Origin of the sequence: Roseobacter sp. AzwK-3b, assembly GCF_000170875.1 — a bacterium.
Classification (GTDB): domain Bacteria; phylum Pseudomonadota; class Alphaproteobacteria; order Rhodobacterales; family Rhodobacteraceae; genus Roseovarius; species Roseovarius litoreus.
This window is the reverse complement of the sequence record NZ_ABCR01000005.1, coordinates 277880-297130: the sequence shown is the minus strand read 5'-3', so window position 1 is coordinate 297130 and position 19251 is coordinate 277880. Positions and strand designations below refer to the sequence as shown.

16 protein-coding genes are annotated in these 19251 nt (G+C 63.5%); 4 read left to right on the top strand and 12 right to left on the bottom strand.

Going from position 1 to position 19251, the window contains the following annotated elements:
- Nucleotides 1-15 precede the first annotated feature (15 nt).
- From gltA to RAZWK3B_RS11340, 3 genes are all read left to right on the top strand, one after another.
- Nucleotides 16-1311 carry a citrate synthase gene (gltA, locus tag RAZWK3B_RS11350; protein ID WP_007815210.1) on the top strand — a complete coding sequence of 432 codons (1296 nt, stop codon included), beginning with the start codon at nt 16-18 and terminating at the stop codon, nt 1309-1311.
- 178 nt (nt 1312-1489) lie between these two features.
- A complete protein-coding gene (locus RAZWK3B_RS11345) occupies nt 1490-2263 on the top strand; it encodes a calcium-binding protein (protein ID WP_007815208.1) in 774 nt (257 codons plus the stop codon).
- Between the two features lie 218 nt (nt 2264-2481).
- The gene (locus tag RAZWK3B_RS11340) at nt 2482-4152 is read left to right on the top strand and encodes a calcium-binding protein (protein WP_007815206.1); all 1671 of its coding nucleotides are present in this window, start codon (nt 2482-2484) and stop codon (nt 4150-4152) included.
- Between the two features lie 54 nt (nt 4153-4206).
- Here RAZWK3B_RS11340 and RAZWK3B_RS11335 read toward each other — a convergent pair whose 3' ends face one another.
- The 10 genes from RAZWK3B_RS11335 to RAZWK3B_RS11290 form a co-directional block, all read right to left on the bottom strand.
- Nucleotides 4207-4986 carry an enoyl-CoA hydratase-related protein gene (locus tag RAZWK3B_RS11335; RefSeq protein WP_007815205.1) on the bottom strand — a complete coding sequence of 260 codons (780 nt, stop codon included), beginning with the start codon at nt 4984-4986 and terminating at the stop codon, nt 4207-4209.
- Between the two features lie 94 nt (nt 4987-5080).
- Nucleotides 5081-5539 carry a cytochrome c-type biogenesis protein gene (locus RAZWK3B_RS11330; protein ID WP_007815204.1) on the bottom strand — a complete coding sequence of 153 codons (459 nt, stop codon included), beginning with the start codon at nt 5537-5539 and terminating at the stop codon, nt 5081-5083.
- On the bottom strand, nt 5536-7509 hold the full coding sequence (locus RAZWK3B_RS11325) for a heme lyase CcmF/NrfE family subunit (protein ID WP_007815203.1): 1974 nt from the start codon (nt 7507-7509) through the stop codon (nt 5536-5538). Before RAZWK3B_RS11325 ends, RAZWK3B_RS11330 begins: the two co-directional genes overlap by 4 nt.
- A gap of 85 nt (nt 7510-7594) precedes the next feature.
- The gene (locus RAZWK3B_RS11320; RefSeq protein WP_007815202.1) at nt 7595-8182 is read right to left on the bottom strand and encodes a holin family protein; all 588 of its coding nucleotides are present in this window, start codon (nt 8180-8182) and stop codon (nt 7595-7597) included.
- Nucleotides 8173-8784 (bottom strand): holin-associated N-acetylmuramidase, encoded by a 612-nt coding sequence (locus RAZWK3B_RS11315; protein ID WP_007815201.1) that lies wholly within the window; start codon nt 8782-8784, stop codon nt 8173-8175. The genes RAZWK3B_RS11320 and RAZWK3B_RS11315 overlap by 10 nt, the downstream gene beginning before the upstream one ends.
- A 110-nt stretch (nt 8785-8894) precedes the next feature.
- A complete protein-coding gene (gene ccmE / locus RAZWK3B_RS11310) occupies nt 8895-9371 on the bottom strand; it encodes a cytochrome c maturation protein CcmE (protein WP_007815200.1) in 477 nt (158 codons plus the stop codon).
- A gap of 17 nt (nt 9372-9388) precedes the next feature.
- Nucleotides 9389-10417, bottom strand: coding sequence for an N-acetyl-gamma-glutamyl-phosphate reductase (gene argC, locus RAZWK3B_RS11305; protein ID WP_007815199.1), 1029 nt, complete (start codon nt 10415-10417; stop codon nt 9389-9391).
- A 116-nt stretch (nt 10418-10533) separates the two neighbouring features.
- Nucleotides 10534-11346, bottom strand: coding sequence for a glutamate racemase (murI, locus tag RAZWK3B_RS11300; protein ID WP_007815198.1), 813 nt, complete (start codon nt 11344-11346; stop codon nt 10534-10536).
- A gap of 22 nt (nt 11347-11368) precedes the next feature.
- Nucleotides 11369-12232, bottom strand: a complete 864-nt coding sequence (locus tag RAZWK3B_RS11295) for a lysophospholipid acyltransferase family protein (protein WP_007815197.1) — start codon at nt 12230-12232, stop codon at nt 11369-11371.
- 81 nt (nt 12233-12313) lie between these two features.
- Nucleotides 12314-15733, bottom strand: a complete 3420-nt coding sequence (locus RAZWK3B_RS11290) for an indolepyruvate ferredoxin oxidoreductase family protein (RefSeq protein WP_007815196.1) — start codon at nt 15731-15733, stop codon at nt 12314-12316.
- A 174-nt stretch (nt 15734-15907) separates the two neighbouring features.
- Between RAZWK3B_RS11290 and RAZWK3B_RS11285 the strand changes: the two genes are divergently transcribed.
- A complete protein-coding gene (locus RAZWK3B_RS11285) occupies nt 15908-16813 on the top strand; it encodes a LysR family transcriptional regulator (protein WP_007815194.1) in 906 nt (301 codons plus the stop codon).
- A gap of 265 nt (nt 16814-17078) precedes the next feature.
- Here the strand turns inward: RAZWK3B_RS11285 and RAZWK3B_RS11280 are convergent, their stop codons facing one another.
- Together RAZWK3B_RS11280 and RAZWK3B_RS11275 are read right to left on the bottom strand one after the other, a co-directional pair.
- On the bottom strand, nt 17079-18209 hold the full coding sequence (locus RAZWK3B_RS11280) for a M24 family metallopeptidase (RefSeq protein WP_007815191.1): 1131 nt from the start codon (nt 18207-18209) through the stop codon (nt 17079-17081).
- A complete protein-coding gene (locus RAZWK3B_RS11275; protein WP_007815189.1) occupies nt 18206-19237 on the bottom strand; it encodes a pyridoxal-phosphate dependent enzyme in 1032 nt (343 codons plus the stop codon). The genes RAZWK3B_RS11280 and RAZWK3B_RS11275 overlap by 4 nt, the downstream gene beginning before the upstream one ends.
- Nucleotides 19238-19251: the final 14 nt, after the last annotated feature.

Genomic DNA, 19251 nt, shown 5'->3' with positions numbered 1-19251 from the left:
AAGAGGGAGACTCCCATGGCTGAGACCAAGGCACCCGCCAAGCTGCTGATCAATGGCAATGAATATGATCTGCCGGTCTATGCCGGCACCGCCGGCCCCGATGTGATCGACATCCGCAAGCTCTATGGGCAGGCCGGCGTGTTCACCTATGATCCCGGCTTCACATCCACCGCCAGCTGCGACAGCACCATCACCTTTATCGACGGTGACAAGGGCGAATTGCTGCATCGCGGATACCCGATCGACCAGCTGGCCGAGAAATCGCATTTTCTCGAAGTGTGCTACCTGCTGCTTTACGGCGAATTGCCCACCACCGCGCAGCTCGAGGATTTCGAGACCCGCGTGACCATGCACACCATGCTGCACGAACAGATGATGTACCTGTTCCGCGGCTACCGCCGCGACGCGCATCCGATGGCCATCATGGTCGGCGTGGTCGGCGCCCTGTCGGCCTTCTACCACGATTCCACCGACATCTCCGATCCCTGGCAGCGCGAAGTGGCCTCGATCCGGATGATCGCCAAGATGCCGACCATCGCGGCCAACGCCTTCAAATACACGCTCGGACAGCCCTTCGTCTATCCGCGCAACGATCTGGACTACGCGTCCAACTTCCTGCGCATGTGCTTTGCCGTCCCTGCCGACGATTACGTGGTCAACCCGATCCTCAGCCGCGCGATGGACCGCATCTTCACGCTGCATGCCGATCACGAGCAGAACGCCTCCACCTCGACGGTGCGTCTGGCCTCGTCCTCGGGCGCCAACCCCTTTGCCTGCATCGCCGCCGGCATCGCCTGCCTATGGGGTCCGGCCCATGGCGGCGCCAATCAGGCTTGCCTCGAAATGCTGCGCGAAATCGGCACGGTCGACCGCATCCCCGAATATATCGCGCGCGCCAAGGACAAGGACGACGATTTCCGCCTGATGGGCTTCGGGCACCGGGTCTACAAGAACTTCGATCCGCGCGCCACGGTCCTCAAGCAATCCGCCGACGAGGTGCTCGATCTGCTCGGGGTCGAGGACAACCCGACCCTGCAAGTCGCCAAGGAACTGGAAAAAGCCGCCCTCGCCGATCCCTATTTCGTCGAGAAGAAGCTCTTCCCGAATGTCGATTTCTATTCCGGCATCATCCTCGAGGCGATGGGCTTCCCCACGTCGATGTTCACGCCGATCTTCGCGGTGTCGCGGACCATCGGCTGGATTTCGCAGTGGAAGGAAATGATCAGCGATCCACAGCTCAAGATCGGTCGCCCCCGTCAGCTCTACAAGGGTGCGGCCCTGCGCGATTACGTCGATATCGAGAACCGCTGACCCCTTCACCAGCACGACATCAGGCCGGGATGCGCGCGCATCCCGGCCTTATTTTTGCGACCATACTCCTAAAATTGTCTGCAAATCGTGCCTTACCCCGCTTAGGGAATTCACCGCGCCTTAACTGCCCCTCTGCGATCACTGCCATGGGTCCCTTGGCAACGCGGAGTTTCTCGTCATGGCCGTTTTCGCACTTCTTCTGCTCGTCGGGGCATCGCTCGCGACATTTGTGGGGCTGTCCGGGTCGGATGAGGATGGCATCCTGCCCGGCGACACGGGCGACGATACGCCCCTGATCGATGGCACCTCCGGCCCCGACACGCTCCAAGGGGGCGCAGGCGATGACCTGCTGGTGGGCCGGGCGGGCGACGATCTTCTGTCGGGCGGCGCGGGCAATGACTGGCTTCTGGGGCTCGACGGGTACGATACACTGCAGGGCGGCGCCGGGCGCGACGTGCTCATCGGCGGCGAAGGTGGCGACACGATGATCGGCGGCGCGGGCGACGATTTCATCGAAGCCGCCAACATTCTCGACGAAAGCGCGCTGGTCGCCTCACTGGACGGGCTGGGCTCTTTTGCCGACATCGCCTTCCGCTACGCCCTGCCCGCCCTCTGCGATCAGGGCGATGAGATCGATCTGGGCGCAGGCGATGACACCGTCGTCGCCGGCAGCGACGACACCGTGACAGGCGGCGACGGGGACGATGAATTCGCCATGGGCGACTGGATCGAAGGCGGCCGCCCTGTCCTGATCGAGGATTTCGATCTGGCCGAGGATCTCATCACCTTCGTCTCCGCCTCGGATCAGCCCACGCCCGAGCTTACGGTCGAACGCGACACGATCACCGGGCTCACAACGCTCAAGGCCGATGGTCAGGCTGTCGCCGTGCTCCGCAACGCCAGCCCCGAATTTTCACTGCGCAACGTGGCAGTGGGGCGCTACGCCGCCTGAGTCACCTGACTCGTGCCGGCGCGCCCCGTCCCGGCCCGGTCCGGCCCGGCCTGCAGATTGTCGCCCCTTCTGCGACAATGATCGGCAACGCTTCTATTGTCGCTAAAAACGCGCAGTATAATCCTTATTTTTGCCACCTTTAGGCCACATTCTCCAAGACTCGACCGATCTCGCGACTTATGATGGCTTGTGTTTAATGAGTACAAGCGGAGGTTGTTATGCTTGGTATTGTTCTTCTCAGCCTGTTGGGCATCGGGGCCACGGCAGGTCTCATCGCGGAATTCACGGATGACGACGATGATGACAACAACGCCTTCTTCCAACCTCCCCGCCCCGGCGATGACGCCACACCGGACGACCCCGGCACCAGCCTGAACGACATGATGACCGGCACCGATGGCGATGACACCATCGAAGGCAGCGATAGCGCCACGGTCAACGCCGGCGCGGGCGACGACATCGTCACCGGCAATGCCGGCGCCGATTCCCTCAGCGGCGAGGCAGGCAATGACCGGCTTTCGGGTCTGGCCGGCGACGACGTGCTCGCAGGCGGCGCAGGCGATGACAGCCTCTTTGGCAGCGATGGCAGCGATATCGGCTTCGGCGGCGCAGGCGACGACCTGATCTGGGGCGGCTCGGACGACGATCTTCTGGTCGGCGGCGACGGCGTGGATACCCTGATCGGCTCCACCGGCGACGATATTCTGATCGGCACCCAGACCACCTTCGGCTCCGGCACCGCAACCGAAATCGCCACCGCCTTCGGCACCAACGGCGAGACCGACGCGGGCCTTTCGGCGCTCGGCGTGCCCGGCACCAATGCGGACACCGATGCAGGCGACGTGCTCGCTGGCGGCTTCGGCGACGATCTGCTGCTGCTTGGCAGCGAGGACACCGCCACCGGCGGCGGCGGCTCGGATATCTTCACGCTCGGCGACTGGATCCAGACAGGCCGCAGCGCCCTGATCGAAGATTATGACGCCTCCGACGACCAGATCATCGTCGCCTATCAGGGCGGATCGGCTGTCCCTGCCCTCGATATCGGCGATGACGGCAATTCCAACGCGCTCGTCCAGCTTGATGGCGTGACCATCGCCACCGTGACCGGCGCGGCAAGCACGCTTGTGGCCTCGGACGTGGCGCTGGTGGCCTTCGGCACCGATGGCTCGCTTGTCGGCGAAACCCTGACCGGCTCGAACGCGCCCGAAGCCATCGAGGGCAGCGACGCCGACGATCTGATCGTCGGGGATGGCGGCAATGACACGATCACCGGGCTTGCAGGCGCCGACATCCTGCGCGGCGGCACCGGCGATGACCTGATCGACGCGGGCGCCGACAATGACCGCGTCTTCGGCAATGACGGCAACGACACGATCCTTGGCGGTGCCGGCGATGACTTCCTGCGCGGCAGCGACGGCGATGACCAGATCACCGATACCGAGGGCGCCGACATCATCTTCGGCGATCTTGGCAATGATGTGATCCTTGGCAGCGCCTTTGGCTCTCTCGCCACCCCCTCGACCCTCGATTTCTCGGCCGATACCGACACGGCAGGCGATCAACTCAATGGCGGCGAGGGCAATGACACGATCTATGCCGGGCTCGATGACACGCTGACCGGCGGCGACGGCGGCGACAGCTTCGTGACCAGCGATATCGTGGCCGGTGACACCAATATCACCATCACCGATTTCGACGTGACCGAGGATGTGCTCTTCATCTCGGTCGATCCCGCCGCGACGTCGGCACTGACCATCGCCTATTCCAGCGGCGCCACGGCGATCACCGGCGATGCCAGCGTCCTGCTCGATGGCGAATTGGTGGCACTGGTGCAGGGCGTCGGCACCAGCTTCATCGCGGCGGACGTGATCCTGCAGCCGCGCAGCTGACCCAAAAGACCTGCGGACCGGCGGCCACCCCGCCGCCGGTCCCTCAGTCCCGTCTCAGCGTCCTTCGTATTTCGCCGGGCGCTTTTCAAGAAACGCCACAACGCCTTCCTTGAAATCGCGGGTGGTGCCGCACACCCCCTGCAACCGCGCCTCCAGATCAAGCTGGGCGTTGTAATCGTTGGCCCAACTGCTGCAGATCGCTTCCTTCAACTGCCGGTAAGCCACCGTCGGCCCCTTCGCCAGATGCGCCGCCCGCGCCTGCCAGTGATCGGCAAACCCCTCCTCCGGCACCGCCTCCCAGATCATGCCCCATTCGCTGGCCTGTCTTGCACTGACCGGCTCGGCGAACAACGCCGCGCCCATCGCCTTCGCCGCTCCCATCTGACGCGGCAACCAATAGGTGCCGCCCGCATCCGGAATGAGCCCGATCCGCGTAAACGCCTGCAGGAAATAGGCGCTCTCCGACGCGATCACCACATCGGCGGCCAGCGCCAGATTGGCCCCCGCGCCCGCCGCAGCCCCGTTCACCGCGCTGATCGTGGGCACCGGGCAGTCTCCAATGGCGCGCAGCATCGGCTCGTATTCGTCGCGCAGCACCCGCTCCAGATCCATGTTGGCCGCAGTCCCGCTATCGCTCAGATCCTGACCCGAGCAAAAGCACTTGCCATTCCCGGTCAGCACCAGAACCCGCGCCTGCCGCCCGGCCCGGCCCACCGCATCGGTGATCTCGGCCCGCATTTGCGTGTTGAGCGCGTTCATCTTCTCTGGCCGGTCCAGCCGCAAGATGGCCACGTCATCCACGATATCGAGGGTGATTGTCTGATACTCTGTCACGGGTCTGGTCCTCCGGGCTGTGTCGGGGCTGTGTCGGGGCTATGTCGCCCCAGTCAAACCCGATTTCGCCGCTCAGGGAAAGCCGAACCGCGCGTCAGTCCTTCATGATCTCGCGCAGACGCTCCGCCTCGTGCTGGCTCAACACGTCCCTCGGGCCTTCCTCGACCTGCGAGCGCCGCCGCAAATAGGTCCAGCCGATCCCGGCCCCCACCAGCAGCATCATCGGCCCCGCCAGCCACAGCACGAGGTTTGCGCCCGTCGCCTTGGGCTGCAACAGCACGTATTCGCCATAGCGGTCCACGATGAACTGCACGACCTCCTCGTTGCTGTCACCAGTCACCAGTCGCTCACGCACCAAAAGCCGCATGTCTCGCGCCAGTTCTGCATTGGAATCGTCGATGCTCTCATTGCGGCACACAAGACAGCGCAACCCGCCCGAAATCTCGCGCGCCCGCTCTTCCAGTCGGGGATCGTCCAGCATTTCATCGGGCTGCACAGCCCCCACCGGCGCCCAGAACAGGCACAGCACAAGGCCAAGGATCAGGCGTTTCATTCCGCCGGCACCCCGCCTGACACAGCCGGTGTCTTGCGGGCGCCCGCCGCGATCCGATACCGCCGGTCCGTCAGGCTCAGCGCGCCGCCAAGCGCCATCAGGATCGAGCCGCCCCAGATCCAGTTGGCCAGCGGCTTGTAATAGGTCCGCACCGCCCAACCGCCATTGCTCTGCGGATCGCCGATCACAACATAAACATCCCGCCAGAACCCGATATCCAGCGCCGCCTCGGTCGTGGGCATCCGCGCCACCGGATAGAACCGCTTTTCAGGATAGAGCGTGGCAATCTCGGTGCCGTTGCGCGACAGGCTCACCTGCCCCATGGTCGAGACATAGTTCGGCCCCTGCACCTCCTGCACATCCTCAAGGACCAGCGTGAAGCCCGACAGCTCGAACGCCTCGCCTTCCTGCACGACGCGGATATCCTCGGTCTCCCAAGCCATCATCGCCGCGACCCCGGCAATCGTGATGCCGAAACCGGCATGCGCCACCGCCTTGCCCCAATCCGCTCTTGGCAGACGGGCCAGACGGCCAAGCCGGTTCTCACCGCGCCCGGTCCGGCTCCACAGATCGACAGCCGCGCCCGACACCAACCACGCCGCAAGGAACAGACCCACGGGACCAAGCCCGCTGCGCCCGGTCTGCATCGCCCAGGCCAGGACGCCAATGGCCACCGACAGCACGAACACCAACCGCAAGGGCCGGATCGCCTTGCCCAACGAGCCGCGCTTCCACGGCAGCATCGCGCCCACCGGTAAGAGCAGGCCAAGCGCCACCATGAACGGCGTGAACGCCATGTTGAAGAACGGCGCACCCACGCTCAGCTTGCGGTCGAACAGCATTTCACTGACCAACGGCCAGATCGTGCCGACGAATACCACAAAGGCCGACACCGCCAGCAGCACGTTATTGGCCACCAGGAACGATTCCCGGCTCACCACCGAAAACACGCCCTTGGCCTGCAGCACATTGGCCCGCGCCGCAAACAGCGTCAGACCACCCAGCATGAAGACCGCCGTGATCATCAGCAGGAACATCCCCCGCTCAGGATCCGTGGCGAAGGCATGCACCGACGTCAGAACCCCCGACCGGGTGATGAAAGCCCCGATCATCGAAAAGCCGAAGGCGATGATCGCCAGCAGGATGGTCCAGCTTTTCATCGATTCCCGCTTTTCCACCACGATGGCGGAATGCAGCAGCGCCGCCGCGATCAGCCAAGGCATGAAGCTCGCATTCTCGACCGGGTCCCAGAACCAGAAGCCACCCCAGCCCAATTCGTAATAAGCCCACCAGCTGCCCAGCCCGATCCCGATGGTCAGGAAAATCCACGCCGCCAGCGTGTAGGGCCGCACCCACCGACCCCAGGCCGCATCCACGCGCCCCTCGATCAGCGCCGCCACCGCGAACGAGAACGTCATCGAAAGCCCGACATAGCCCAGGTACAAAAACGGCGGATGGAACGCGAGGCCCGGATCCTGCAACAGCGGATTGAGATCCTGCCCATCAAAGGGCGGCACCTGCATCCTCAGGAACGGGTTCGAGGTGAACAGGATAAAGGCGAAGAACGCCACCCCCACCATCGCCTGCACCGACAGCACCCGCGCCCTCAACGTCGGCGGCAGATTGCCCCCGAACCATGCCGCGAACGCGCCGAACAGCGTCACGATCAGCACCCACAACAGCATCGAGCCTTCGTGATTGCCCCAGACTCCGGTGATCTTATAGAGCAGCGGCTTGTCCGTATGGCTGTTGATCGTCACCAGCCGAACCGAGAAATCCGACATCACGAATGCATAGGTCAGCGCCGCAAAGGATGCCGCCGTCAGCAGGAACTGCACATTCGCTGCAGGCGCTGCCACGGCCATCCAGCCTGGCCATCGCCGATGCGCGCCGACAAGTGGAACAATCGCCTGAACACAGGCGACAAGGAAGGCGAGGATGAGGGCGAAGTGGCCAAATTCTATAATCATGGATCTATAATAGTCCTTTTCCCGCCCTCGGGCCAACGGGATTCGACAACGGCGCAGGATCACATTGTCGCGGGTCCCCGCCGCCTCAACGCTCCACCGCCCGAAAATGCCGCCGCCATTCCGCCAGCGCAGGGTTGTCCGAGGGTCGCACCGCCTCGCGCGCGAGATCTGCATCCGGCCCGCTTGCCGCCACACCGGGGCTTTGCGCCTCAAGCGTTCTCAGCCGCGCCAGACCGTCGGTCACCTGCGGCACGCGCGCCATCGTCGCCGCGATCGAGCGTTGAAACTCCTGCCCCTTCAACTGATGCCGCGCCCCGAAATAGAAGCTGACGATCACCCCCAGAAGCCACCATAACGGCTCCGGCACCAGCGCGATCCCCTGCATCCGTGCCGCAAACCAGACCGGGTCAACCATCGCCCCCACAAACAGCCCCAGCGTGCCAAGCGCCATCGCCGGGCGCGGCAGGCGATTGACCCCGTCCATGATCCGGTCGAACAGCCCGCGCTCGGGCGGCGCGAACTCGGCCCCGAACTGCTCCAGAGCCTGCGACCGCCGCTCCGCCTCCCGTTCGGCCCCGGCCTCAGCGTTTTCGCGAAACACCTGCGCGGTCTCGGCCAGCACATTGCGCCCCGACCCGAACACCAGCCCCAAAATCGTCTCGATCATCCCCATGACGCAACCCTGTCCCGAAAATCCGCCTCGCTCAGATGAAAGCGCGGCGTGATGAACTCTTCCGCGCGCCGGATCCAACCACCCTTGCCGCCATTGCGGGTGCGCGCGAATTTCCGGCTCGCAGGCCGCTGATCCGCCAACCGAAGGTAGTAATTCCGCCGCGCGATCCCGTAGGCATCGGCCAGAAAATCCGGCGCCGCGCGCCATGCGGCATGAGCCGCCGCTTCGGTCTGCGGGCCGATCACCCCGTCAACGGCCACCTCATGCCCCATCTCTTGCAACAGCCGCTGCAGAATGCGCACCGCATTGACGCCCGCATTCACATACATGTCGAACACGCTGGCCTGCAGCACATCGGGCAAGACCTCGATCCGCGTGCGCCGGTAATACTGCTCGATGAAAATCGCCTCGGCCCGGTCGCGCGTCATCGCGCGCACATCGGCCACATCCACATCCCCGTCCCGATCCAGATCAAGCCCAAGCCGGCGCATCGTATGGATGGTGACGCCATGTTTCGTAGCGCCCCCCGGATCGTCGGGATCATCGACAAATCCGCCCTCTCGGGCGACGATCTCTCGGGCGATCTTTGAGATATCCGGCATATCGGCTGGCCCTCCTTGGCGCCTGTCATGAACGACAGGCCAAGGATCGCGACGATTGGTTAACGTCGCCCTGCAGCACCGTGCGCAGCCGGCACGACCTTACACGCGGATCAGCTTCCGCTGGCCTCCTCGATGGGGCGTATATTGCCCTCGGGGTCCTTGTAGACACCCTGTTCCTTCAGCGCGTCCACCACTTCCTTGGGCATATAGGTCTCGTCATGCTTGGCGAGGATCTCCGACGCCACAAAGACGCCATCCTGCAAGCTTCCGGTGCCAACCATGCCCTGATTCTCCTCGAAAAGATCGGGCAGCACCCCCTTGTAGGTCACCGTCACAACGCCCCCGCCATCGGTCACGTTGAAGCGCACCGTCTCGCCTTCGCCGCGCACGATGCTGCCCTCTTCGACCAGCCCGCCGATGCGGAACACTTCCGTGGGGCTCGGCGGCTCGGCGATCACCTGACTGGGCGAGCGGAAGAAATTGATCCCGTCGCGCATCGCGTAACCGATCAACACGGTCGAGATCACCAGAGCCACCGTCGCAATGGCGACAATCTGGATACGGCGTTTCTTTTTCAGCGATTTCATGGCGCGACCCGTTCAGATCAAGGGAATACCGGGGCCAGCATCAGACCTTCGGTTTCCTGAATATCTAGCATCAGGTTGGCATTCTGCAAAGCCTGACCGCTGCTACCTTTTGTCAGGTTATCCAGCGCCGCGATCACCAGCGTCTTGCCGGGCAAGCGATCGGCCACCACCCCGATATGGCAAAAGTTGCTGCCGCGCACATGCCGCGTGCTCGGCGCCTCGCCCATCGGCAACAGCTCGATGAACGGCTCCCCCTCATAGGCTTGGGCCAATGCGCCATGGATCGCCCCCGCCTCGCCCTTGACATAGCCGGTGGCCAAAATGCCCCGGTTCGCCGGGATCAGATGCGGGGTGAACTGGATATGCACATCTTGCCCGGCAATCGCGCTGAACTCCTGATCGAACTCGCCCAAGTGCCGATGCGTGCCGCCCACCGCATAGGCGTGATAGCCCTCGCTCAATTCGGCATGCAGCAGATTTTCCTTGAGCGACCGGCCAGCCCCCGACACGCCGCATTTGAGATCGAGGATGATATCCTCAAGATCGATCACCCCCGCCGCAATCAGCGGGCGCAGGATATATTGCCCCGTCGCCGCGTTGCAGCCCGTGCCCGCCACCAGCCGCGCGGCGCGGATCTCGTCGCGGTAGAACTCGGTCAGCCCATAGACCGCCTCTTTCTGCAACTCGGGTCCGGCATGGGCGTTGCCATACCACCGCTCATAGGCCGCAGGATCGCGCAGCCGGAAATCCGCGCTCAGATCGACGATCTTCAGATCGCGTGGCAGCGCGGCAATCACCTCCTGGCTCGTCTTGTGCGGCAGCGCACAAAAACACAGGTCGATCCCGGCAAAGTCGATCTCGTCGATCGTGACCAGCTTCGGCAGGTCCAGATGCCGCAGATGCGGGAACACCTGCGCCATGCTCTGCCCCGCCTTCGAGTTGGCCGCCAGCGCCACGATCTCCATTTGCGGATGGGTGGCAATCAGCCGGACAAGCTCAGCCCCGGTATAGCCGCTGGCGCCCAGAATGGCGATCTTTCGGGTCATGTCGGACTCCTGCAATTTGTCGGCAGTTGCGTACAGGTTGGACACAATAATGCCAAGAGGCGCCTCGGTTCGTCCCAAACCCGCGTAGGTTTGGTACGGATCGTACGAAACCCCGCTCAGGCGGCGCTAAAGATGATTTCCCGGCGCAGAAACTGCGTGGCCCGGCTCGAGACCCGCTTGGGATCACCGGTGGTCAGAAACGCCGCCTCACGCCCCGATCCCAGCATCGCGGGATGGCGCGTCAGGTAATCGGCAAGGCTTTCCGCCACCAGATTCGCCTGGCTATAGACCTGCACATCCGGCCCCAACGCCTCCTGAAAAGCGTTTTGCATCAAGGGGTAATGGGTACAGCCCAATATGGCGGCCTCAGGGTTGGGCATCTTGCGCTTGAGCGCATCGACATGGCTGCGCACCAGCGCCTCGGCCAGAATCATGTCGCCCTCTTCGATGGCGTCCACCACGCCGCCACAGGCCTGCGCCTCCACATCGACCCCGATCGCGCGAAACGCCAACTCCCTCTGAAACGCCCGACTGCTCACCGTCGCCGGCGTCGCAAACAGCGCCACATGCTTGACCGCCACCTCTCGCGGCGGCGAGTTGTCGCCCCATTGCCGCTCGGTAAGTGCTTCAATCAATGGAACAAAAACGCCCAACACCCGCTTGTCGCGGGGCACCCAGTTTTCCTGCATCCGGCGCAGCGCCGCCGCACTGGCGGTGTTGCACGCCAAAATCACCAGATCGCAGCCCGCATCCCATAACCGAGAGACCGCTCTGGTCGTCAAATCGTAAACATCATCGGCATCGCGCACCCCGTAAGGCGCGTGTGCGTTGTCCCCGAAATAGACGAAAGGCACATCCGGAAGGCGCTTTTCCACCGCGTCCAGAACCGTCAGGCCACCCAGCCCGCTATCGAAAATTCCAACCGCCATAGCCTGTTGCGCCCTTGCGAATTCATTCGAATTCGAACCCGGTCATCGTCGGATCGACCGGCCCCGGGCTTAGCTCATACGTCTTGTGGCGTAAAAAAGCCATAAGGGATTTCGTGTCCCCCTTGCGCGCCAGCAAGGCTTCGCGGTCGATCGGATCGCCCACGACAACCCGCACGGATGTATCCACCCGCTTGCGGAACTCCTTGATAAGAAGGCCCATTCTCAAGGTGTAATGCAAATGGCTCGCCAGCTGGAACAGCCGGCTGGTATGCCCGTCAAAGAAGATCGGCACCACCGTCGCATCCGATTTGGCGACCATCCGCGCCGTAAACCCGCGCCAGCCCGGATCCATCGGCTGCGCAAAGGGCTTGGCCGCCGTGCTGACCGTGCCCCCCGGAAAGATCCCGATCGCCCCGCCCTGCCCCAGATACTCCAGCGCGGTCCGGCGCGTCTCGAGGTTCAGCTTCACCGCCTCTTTCGTCTCGTCGAAATTGATCGGCAGAATCACCTTGTTCAGATCCTCCGCCTTGCGGAAAACATGATGCGCCAGAATGCGAAAATCGCCCCGGGTCTGGCTCAGGATGTGGCCCATCATTAACCCATCCAGAATTCCGTAAGGATGGTTCGCGATCACGATCAGCGGGCCGGTTTTCGGGATGCTTTGCAGGCTGCCACCCACAACATCCAGTGTCAGGCCGTAGCGCTCCACCATCACCTGCCAGAAATCGCGCCCGCCCGCCACCTCGTGCTCATAGCCGCGCGCGCGTTTGATAAGGCCGATCCGCCCGGTCATGTTCTCCATCGCGCGAATCATCGCCCGCCCCCCGCGCGTCTGCGCCGAATGCGCATAGCTGATATCCCGCGCGATATGCCTGTGCTGCTGCATGGTCACGATCCCCGCCTCTCCGACGGCCCTGTTAGGAAGTCACGACCCTTGTGACCAGCCACGATGAATTTTTTATGACATTTATTCCGCCGCCTGTTCCAGCGGCGTCCCTCCGGCGCGGATCGCCGTCAGAAGCGCCTCCCGCTCTTTGGCCGCGCGCGCCTCGTTGGCCTGTTTGACCGGACCGAAGCCCCTGATCTTCAACGGCAATTCTGCAAGCGCCACGATCGCGTCGCGGGTTTTGTCGGTCAGCTTGGGCAGCACCTCGCCAAGGTCGCGCTCATATTGCCGGATCAGCGCACGCTCCATCTTGCGCTCGGCCGTATAGCCGAACGGGTCCACCGGCGTCCCGCGCACCCATTTCAACCCCGCCAGCACCCGCATCGGCCGCTCCATCCACGCACCGAATTCGCGTTTCTGCGGACGCCCATCCGGACCCTTGCGCGCCAGAAGCGGCGGCGCCAAGTGGAACGTCATCTCGAAATCGCCGTCAAACTCGGCTCGCGCCTTTTCGCGCGTGTCCAGCAACAGCCGGACAACCTCGTATTCATCCTTATAGGCCAATAGCTTATGGTAGCCCTTCGCCACCGCCTCGCGCAGCCGCGCATCCTCGATCCCGTCCAGCAGACGCAGGTACCGCTTGGCCAGCCGCTTGCCCTGATAGGCCCTCAGATGATCCGCGCGATAGGCGATCTCGTCCTCCAGACTGCGGGGCAGCTTGACCACGTTCGGCGTGATCTGCCGCGCGGCCTCATCGGGATGCACCGCAGCCCACCTCCCGATCCGGAAAGCGCGCTGGTTCTGCTCCACCGCCGCACCGTTCAGCGCGATCGCCTCCAGAATGGCCTGCTCGCCCACGGGGATCAGCCCGCGTTGCCACGCAGCCCCAAAAACGATCATGTTGGAAAAGATCGAGTCGCCCATCGTCACCCGCGCCAACTCATGCGCATCGACAAGCTGCACCCCATCCTGCAACCGCGATTGCAGCGCAAGCGTCAACCGCTCCGAAGGCAGCCGAAACTCGGTATCGCGGGTGAAATCTCCGGTCATCACCTCGTGGCTGTTGACCACAGCACCCGTGCGCCCCTGCCGCATCAAGCCAAGCGTCTTCGCCCCCGCCGACACCACAAGATCGCCGCCGATCACCGCGTCGGCCTCGCCCGTAGCCACGCGGATCGCATTGATATTGCTCGGCTTTTCCGCAATACGGCAATGGATATGCACGGCGCCGCCCTTCTGGGCAAGCCCCGCCATTTCCATCATGCTGGCCCCTTTGCCATCCAGATGTGCCGCCTGCGCCAGCACCGCGCCGATAGTCACAACGCCCGTCCCGCCCACACCGGTGATGACGACGTTGTGCGTGCCCCGGATCGCCGGCAGCACCGGGTCGGGCAGGTCCGGCAAGTCAAGATCGCTCGCCGCCTCCTTGCGGATCGTGGCGCCCTCCAGCGTCACGAAGGACGGACAAAACCCCTTGAGACAGCTGAAATCCTTGTTGCAGGCCGATTGGTCGATGGCGCGCTTGCGCCCCAAAGGCGTGTCCACCGGTGCGATCGCCACGCAATTCGACTGCACCCCGCAATCGCCGCAGCCCTCGCAGACATCGGTATTGATGAACACCCGCTTGTCCGGGTCCGGGAACGTGCCTCGCTTGCGGCGACGCCGCTTTTCTGCAGCGCAGGTCTGTACATAAACAATCGCCGACACACCGCTGATTTCACGGAATTTTTCTTGAACCTCCGGTAGTTCAGCCCGCTCGTGCCAGCCGATATCCTTGGGAAACAGGGCGCGCTCCGGCTCTTCCTTGGCATCATAGACCACCGCAATCTCGCGCACCCCCATCGCCCGCAATTCGCGTACGATCCGGTCCGGCGTCAGCCCGCCCTCGTTGCCCTGACCGCCGGTCATCGCAACGGCATCGTTGTAAAGGATCTTGTAGGTCATGGTGGCGCCCGCCGCCACCGCGGCCCGGATCGCCAGGATCCCCGAATGGTTATAGGTGCCGTCCCCGATATTCTGGAACACATGGCCGCGCTCCGAGAACGGCGCCTCGCCAATCCAGTTGGCGCCCTCGCCGCCCATATGGGTGTAGCCACTCGTCTCACGATCCATCCACAAGGCCATGATATGACAGCCGATTCCGGCATAGGCGCGGCTGCCCTCTGGCATTTTGGTCGATGTGTTATGCGGGCATCCGGCGCAGAAATACGGCAGGCGCGCCGCAATATCCTCGGCATTGTCGGCCTTGCGCGCCTCGGCGATCTCGGCCAGCCCCGCGCGGATACGGTCCGTGCCGCGCCCCTCTTCGATCAGGACGCCGCCGATCTTCTCGGCGATCATCACCGGATCGAGCGCCATGCGTGTCGGAAACAGTTCTTCATTATGCAGGCTGCCCGCACCGCCCTTGTACCAGCCATAGACCCGTCTGCCGCGCCGGTTGTCGAAAATCGCCTCCTTGATCTGGATCTCGATCAGCTTGCGTTTCTCCTCGACCACCACGATCAGCTCAAGCCCCTCGGCCCAGTCGTGAAAGCCCTTCATGTCCATCGGAAACGTCTGTCCCACCTTGTAGGTGGTCAGGCCCAGCCGGTCGGCCTCGGTGGCGTCGATCCCCAGAAGGTCCAGCGCGTGCACCAGATCAAGCCAATTCTTGCCCGCCGCGACAAATCCGATCTTCGCCCCCGGTTTACCCCAGACACGCTTGTCGATTTTATTTGCGTTTGCAAAGGCTTCAGCGGCGAACCTCTTGTAATCTATCACCCGCGCTTCCTGCGGAATCCAGTGATCGTTGAGCCGGATGTTCAACCCGCCTTCGGGCATGTCGAATTCGGGCGTCACGAACTGCATCCTGTCAGGCCGACCATCGACCACGCTGGTCACCTCAACGGTGTCCTTCATCGTCTTGAGGCCGCACCACACCCCGGCAAACCGGCTGAGCGCAAAGCCGTAAAGCCCGTAATCCAGAATTTCCTGCACCCCTGCAGGCGACAGGACGGGCATATAGGCGTCCACCATCGCCCAGTCCGACTGGTGACACACGGTCGAGGATTCTCCGGTATGGTCATCCCCCATCGCCATCAGGACGCCGCCATGCCGCGAACTGCCCGCCATATTGGCATGGCGCATCACGTCGCCCGACCGGTCCACCCCCGGCCCCTTGCCGTACCACAGCCCGAAAACGCCGTTATACTTGCCCTCGCCGCGCAATTCGGCCTGCTGGGTGCCCCAAAGCGCCGTGGCCGCCAGATCCTCGTTGAGACCCGGCTGAAACAGGATCCCCGCCTCTTTCAAGGGGCGCTCGGCGCGCATCATCTGCATATCCACCGCCCCAAGCGGCGAGCCCCGATAGCCGGTCACATAGCCTGCCGTACTCAACCCCGCCGCACGGTCGCGCGCGGCCTGCATCAACATCAGCCGAACGAGTGCTTGTGTGCCATTCAGCAGCACAGATGACTTTGTGAGGTCAAATCGGTCATTCAGGGATACTTTTTGAGTGCTCATCGCGCGTTCCCCTTTCGGTGCCATGCACCTCGCTTATATCATAGATCGATAATAGGTCACAAATAGTGACCTACAAAGCGGAATTTCATCGTTTTTCCACGGAACCGCCGTGGTCATGTGATGATTTTCTGCTATTTCGGGGCGCGGGTGGTTTTTAAAATGAAAGTTGCTGTCATGGACTGGGACAAGCTAAGAATATTTCACGCCGTCGCGGATGCAGGCAGCCTCACCCATGCCGGCGATCACCTGCACCTGTCCCAATCCGCGGTGTCCCGACAGGTGCGCGCACTCGAGGAATCGCTCAACACCACGCTGTTTCACCGCCATGCGCGGGGACTGATTCTTACCGAACAGGGCGAATTGCTGTTCGACGCGACCCGCGCGATGCTCAAACGTCTCGATGCAGCCACCGCCCGGATCCGCGACAGCGAGGAGGAGGTGTTCGGCGAATTGCGCGTCACCACCACGATCGGCTTCGGAACCCTGTGGCTCGCCCCGCGCCTGCCCCAGCTTTATGCGAAATATCCCGATCTCAAGATCGACCTGATGCTGGAAGAACGCGTGCTCGACCTGCCCATGCGCGAGGCCGATGTCGCCATCCGCATGAAAGAACCCAGCCAGGCCGATCTGATCCGCAAACGGCTTATGAGCGTGCATATGTGCCTCTTTGCCTCGACCAGCTATCTCGAAAGCCGTGGCACCCCGGCCAGCCCCGACGATCTCAAGCATCATCGCCTGATCTGCCAGAACCCGCGCTCGGCGCAGGTCGGGGCCGGTGCGACGCTGGTCAATGAGTTGATGACCCATGATGTGCCGTCGCTGTTGACCGTAAACAACTACTTCGGCGTGCTGCAGGGCGTTCTGCACAATCTCGGCATCGGTGTGCTGCCGGATTACCTGACGCATGATTTCCCCGATCTCGTGCGCGTCCTGCCGGATGTGCATTCCGTCGAAGTTCCGGTGTTCCTCGCCTATCCCGAGGAATTGCGCCACTCCAAGCGCATCGCCGCGTTCCGTGAATTCGTTCAGGAAGAAATCATCGCCTACAGAAAAAAGATAAGAGAACAGGCGGTTAGCTGAAAATTCAGACATATCGTGTTTGCGCTATGCATTCAGTGCATGGCGGGCATGCTGCACCTGCAGCATTATTTTTCTTGAATGGTCTAAAAACAGCCCCTATCTCCCGGTCGTGACGGTGGCGGCTTCGCGCCCCACCATCATACCTCCCTGTTGGACTTCGGCCGAGCTTAGTGCTCGGCCTTTTTTTTGGGCAAACGCGCCCTGATGTCGTCAGGTCTTTGCGCGCCGCCTCTTTTGCGGGCAGCGCGCCTATTTCAACGGCGGCTCAGATCACGCGCAAATCTGGCCCGGAAAGCGACGACAGCGCGCGTGGCGCGCCATCGGTGATGACGATATTTTCCTCATGCACCATGATCCGGCCCGGCGCGGTCTCGATCCCCGGCTCTAGCGTGATCACCATGCCCGCATACAACTCGGTATGATCGCGGGCGGTCAGCGACAGCCCTTCGGTCAGCTGCAGGCCCAACCCATGCCCAAGTCGCCCCGCCCCCTCGCCACCGCCGACGATATCCGCCATCGCGCGCCAGACATCGCTGGCCCTTGCGCCGGGGCGCGCAGCCTCGAGCCCTGCTTGGGTCGCCTCGATCAACCGGGCATGGGCCGCGCGTTGTCCGTCATTGGCCCTGCCGATCGCGAAATTCCGGTCATAATCGCAGAAATACCCGTCGCGCACGGCGCCAGTATCCAGCATCAGCACATCGCCGACCGCCAGCGGCGCATCCGTCGCGGGCGAGATGACATCGCCATAGCCCTCCGGCCCGGCGCCTCCCGCAAGGTAAGGCACCCAATCCGCGCCTTCCTCCAGCAGCACGCGCTGAAAATCGCGAAACACCTGTGACAGCTGCACATCGGGGGCGGCGATCTCGCCCACCCGGTCAAAGGCCCGCCCGGCAATCGCGCAAATTTCCGCGATCTTGCCAATCTCGGCCTCGGACTTGATCGCGCGGCAGCCCGCCACAATCCGCCGATCATCGGTGAACGGCTGGCTCGACGCCGCCTTGACCCGCTCGAAATCCGCAAGTGGCATCCGCAGATGCGTCTCCAGATGCGAGGGCACGCCCACCGGCCCGCCGATCTCGCGTAGCGTGTCCGCCAGAAGGCTCACTCCGTCATCCAACGGGTCCGGCGCTGACCATGTGCGGATATCCTTGATCCATGTCCCCGCCATCAGTGCAGCCCCAATCGACGGGATCACCGCCACCGGATCGCCCGCCGCCGGCAGCACCACGAACCACGGTCGGCTCGGGCTTTCCCAGAACCGCGTCAGAAAACCAGTGAAATACCGCACATCCGGCTCGGTTGTCAGCAGGATCGCGCCCAGACCTTCGGCCTGCATCCCGGCCTGAGCACGGGCGAGCCGGGCCTTGTATTCGCCCGCGTCAAACCCTCGGCTCATGTTTCGGCCTCTTCGCTGAGGATGCACAAGGCCCGCGCGTCCGCCTCCAGCCCCATCAGCCGCATCGCCGCCACGCCTGCCGCGCCGGAACTGGTGGTGGCAAGTCCGCGCCCCGCCAGATCCGGCAAGACCGCCTCGGCCTCGGCATCCGAAATCGTCACGAACAGATCGGCATCCCGCGCCAAGCCCTTGAGCGCGATCAGCGAGGGCGCCTTGCAATCAAGCCGCCCCATGCAGGACACCGGTCCTTGCGTGGTGACCGGGCGACCCGCCTCGATCGACGCGGTCAGGGCCGGCGCGGCCTCGGGTTCCACCACAACGATGCACGGCCCCTGCCCCCAGGCCTCTCGGAACAGCGCGGCACAAGCCCCCGCCAGCCCGCCGACACCGGCTTGCAGGAAGATATGCGTGGGCGCTTGCGGCATGTGCCGGACCGTTTCGGCGGCCATCGCAAGATACCCCTCCATCAAACGGTGCGGCAGATCGAAATACCCTGGCCACGAACTGTCGGACAAAAGCGTCCAGCCGTGATCCTGTGCCGCCTGCGCGGCGGCATCCATGCTGGCCTCGTAATCCTCACCCGCGCGCACCACCTCGGCCCCCTTGGCGCGCAGCCTATCGGCAAAACCTTCAGGCACGGTCCGCGCCAGATAGACCACGGCGCGCGCGCCGAAAACATGCGCCCCCGCCGCGACCGAAAGCCCGTGATTGCCCGCACTCGCCGTAACATAGGTGCGCCCCGCAAGCGCCTGCGCCATCGGCGCCTTGCCCGTGGCAGCCGCCTCATGCGCGATGACATACGCCGCGCCTAGCGCCTTGAAGCTGCCAAGCCCCATGCGCCCACGTTCATCCTTGATCCACAGAGGGGCGCCGAAGCCCTCGACCTCGACCAGTGGCGTTTCCGCCGCCGCCGGACATTGCCGCAACAACGCCTCGGGCGCGGCAGCATGCGTGCTGGGCCAAGGGGCCTCTCCCAGCACATCCTTCGGCAGGCCCACACCCCGCCACGGGTTTTCCAAACTCTGCATGATCTCTCCGCTCT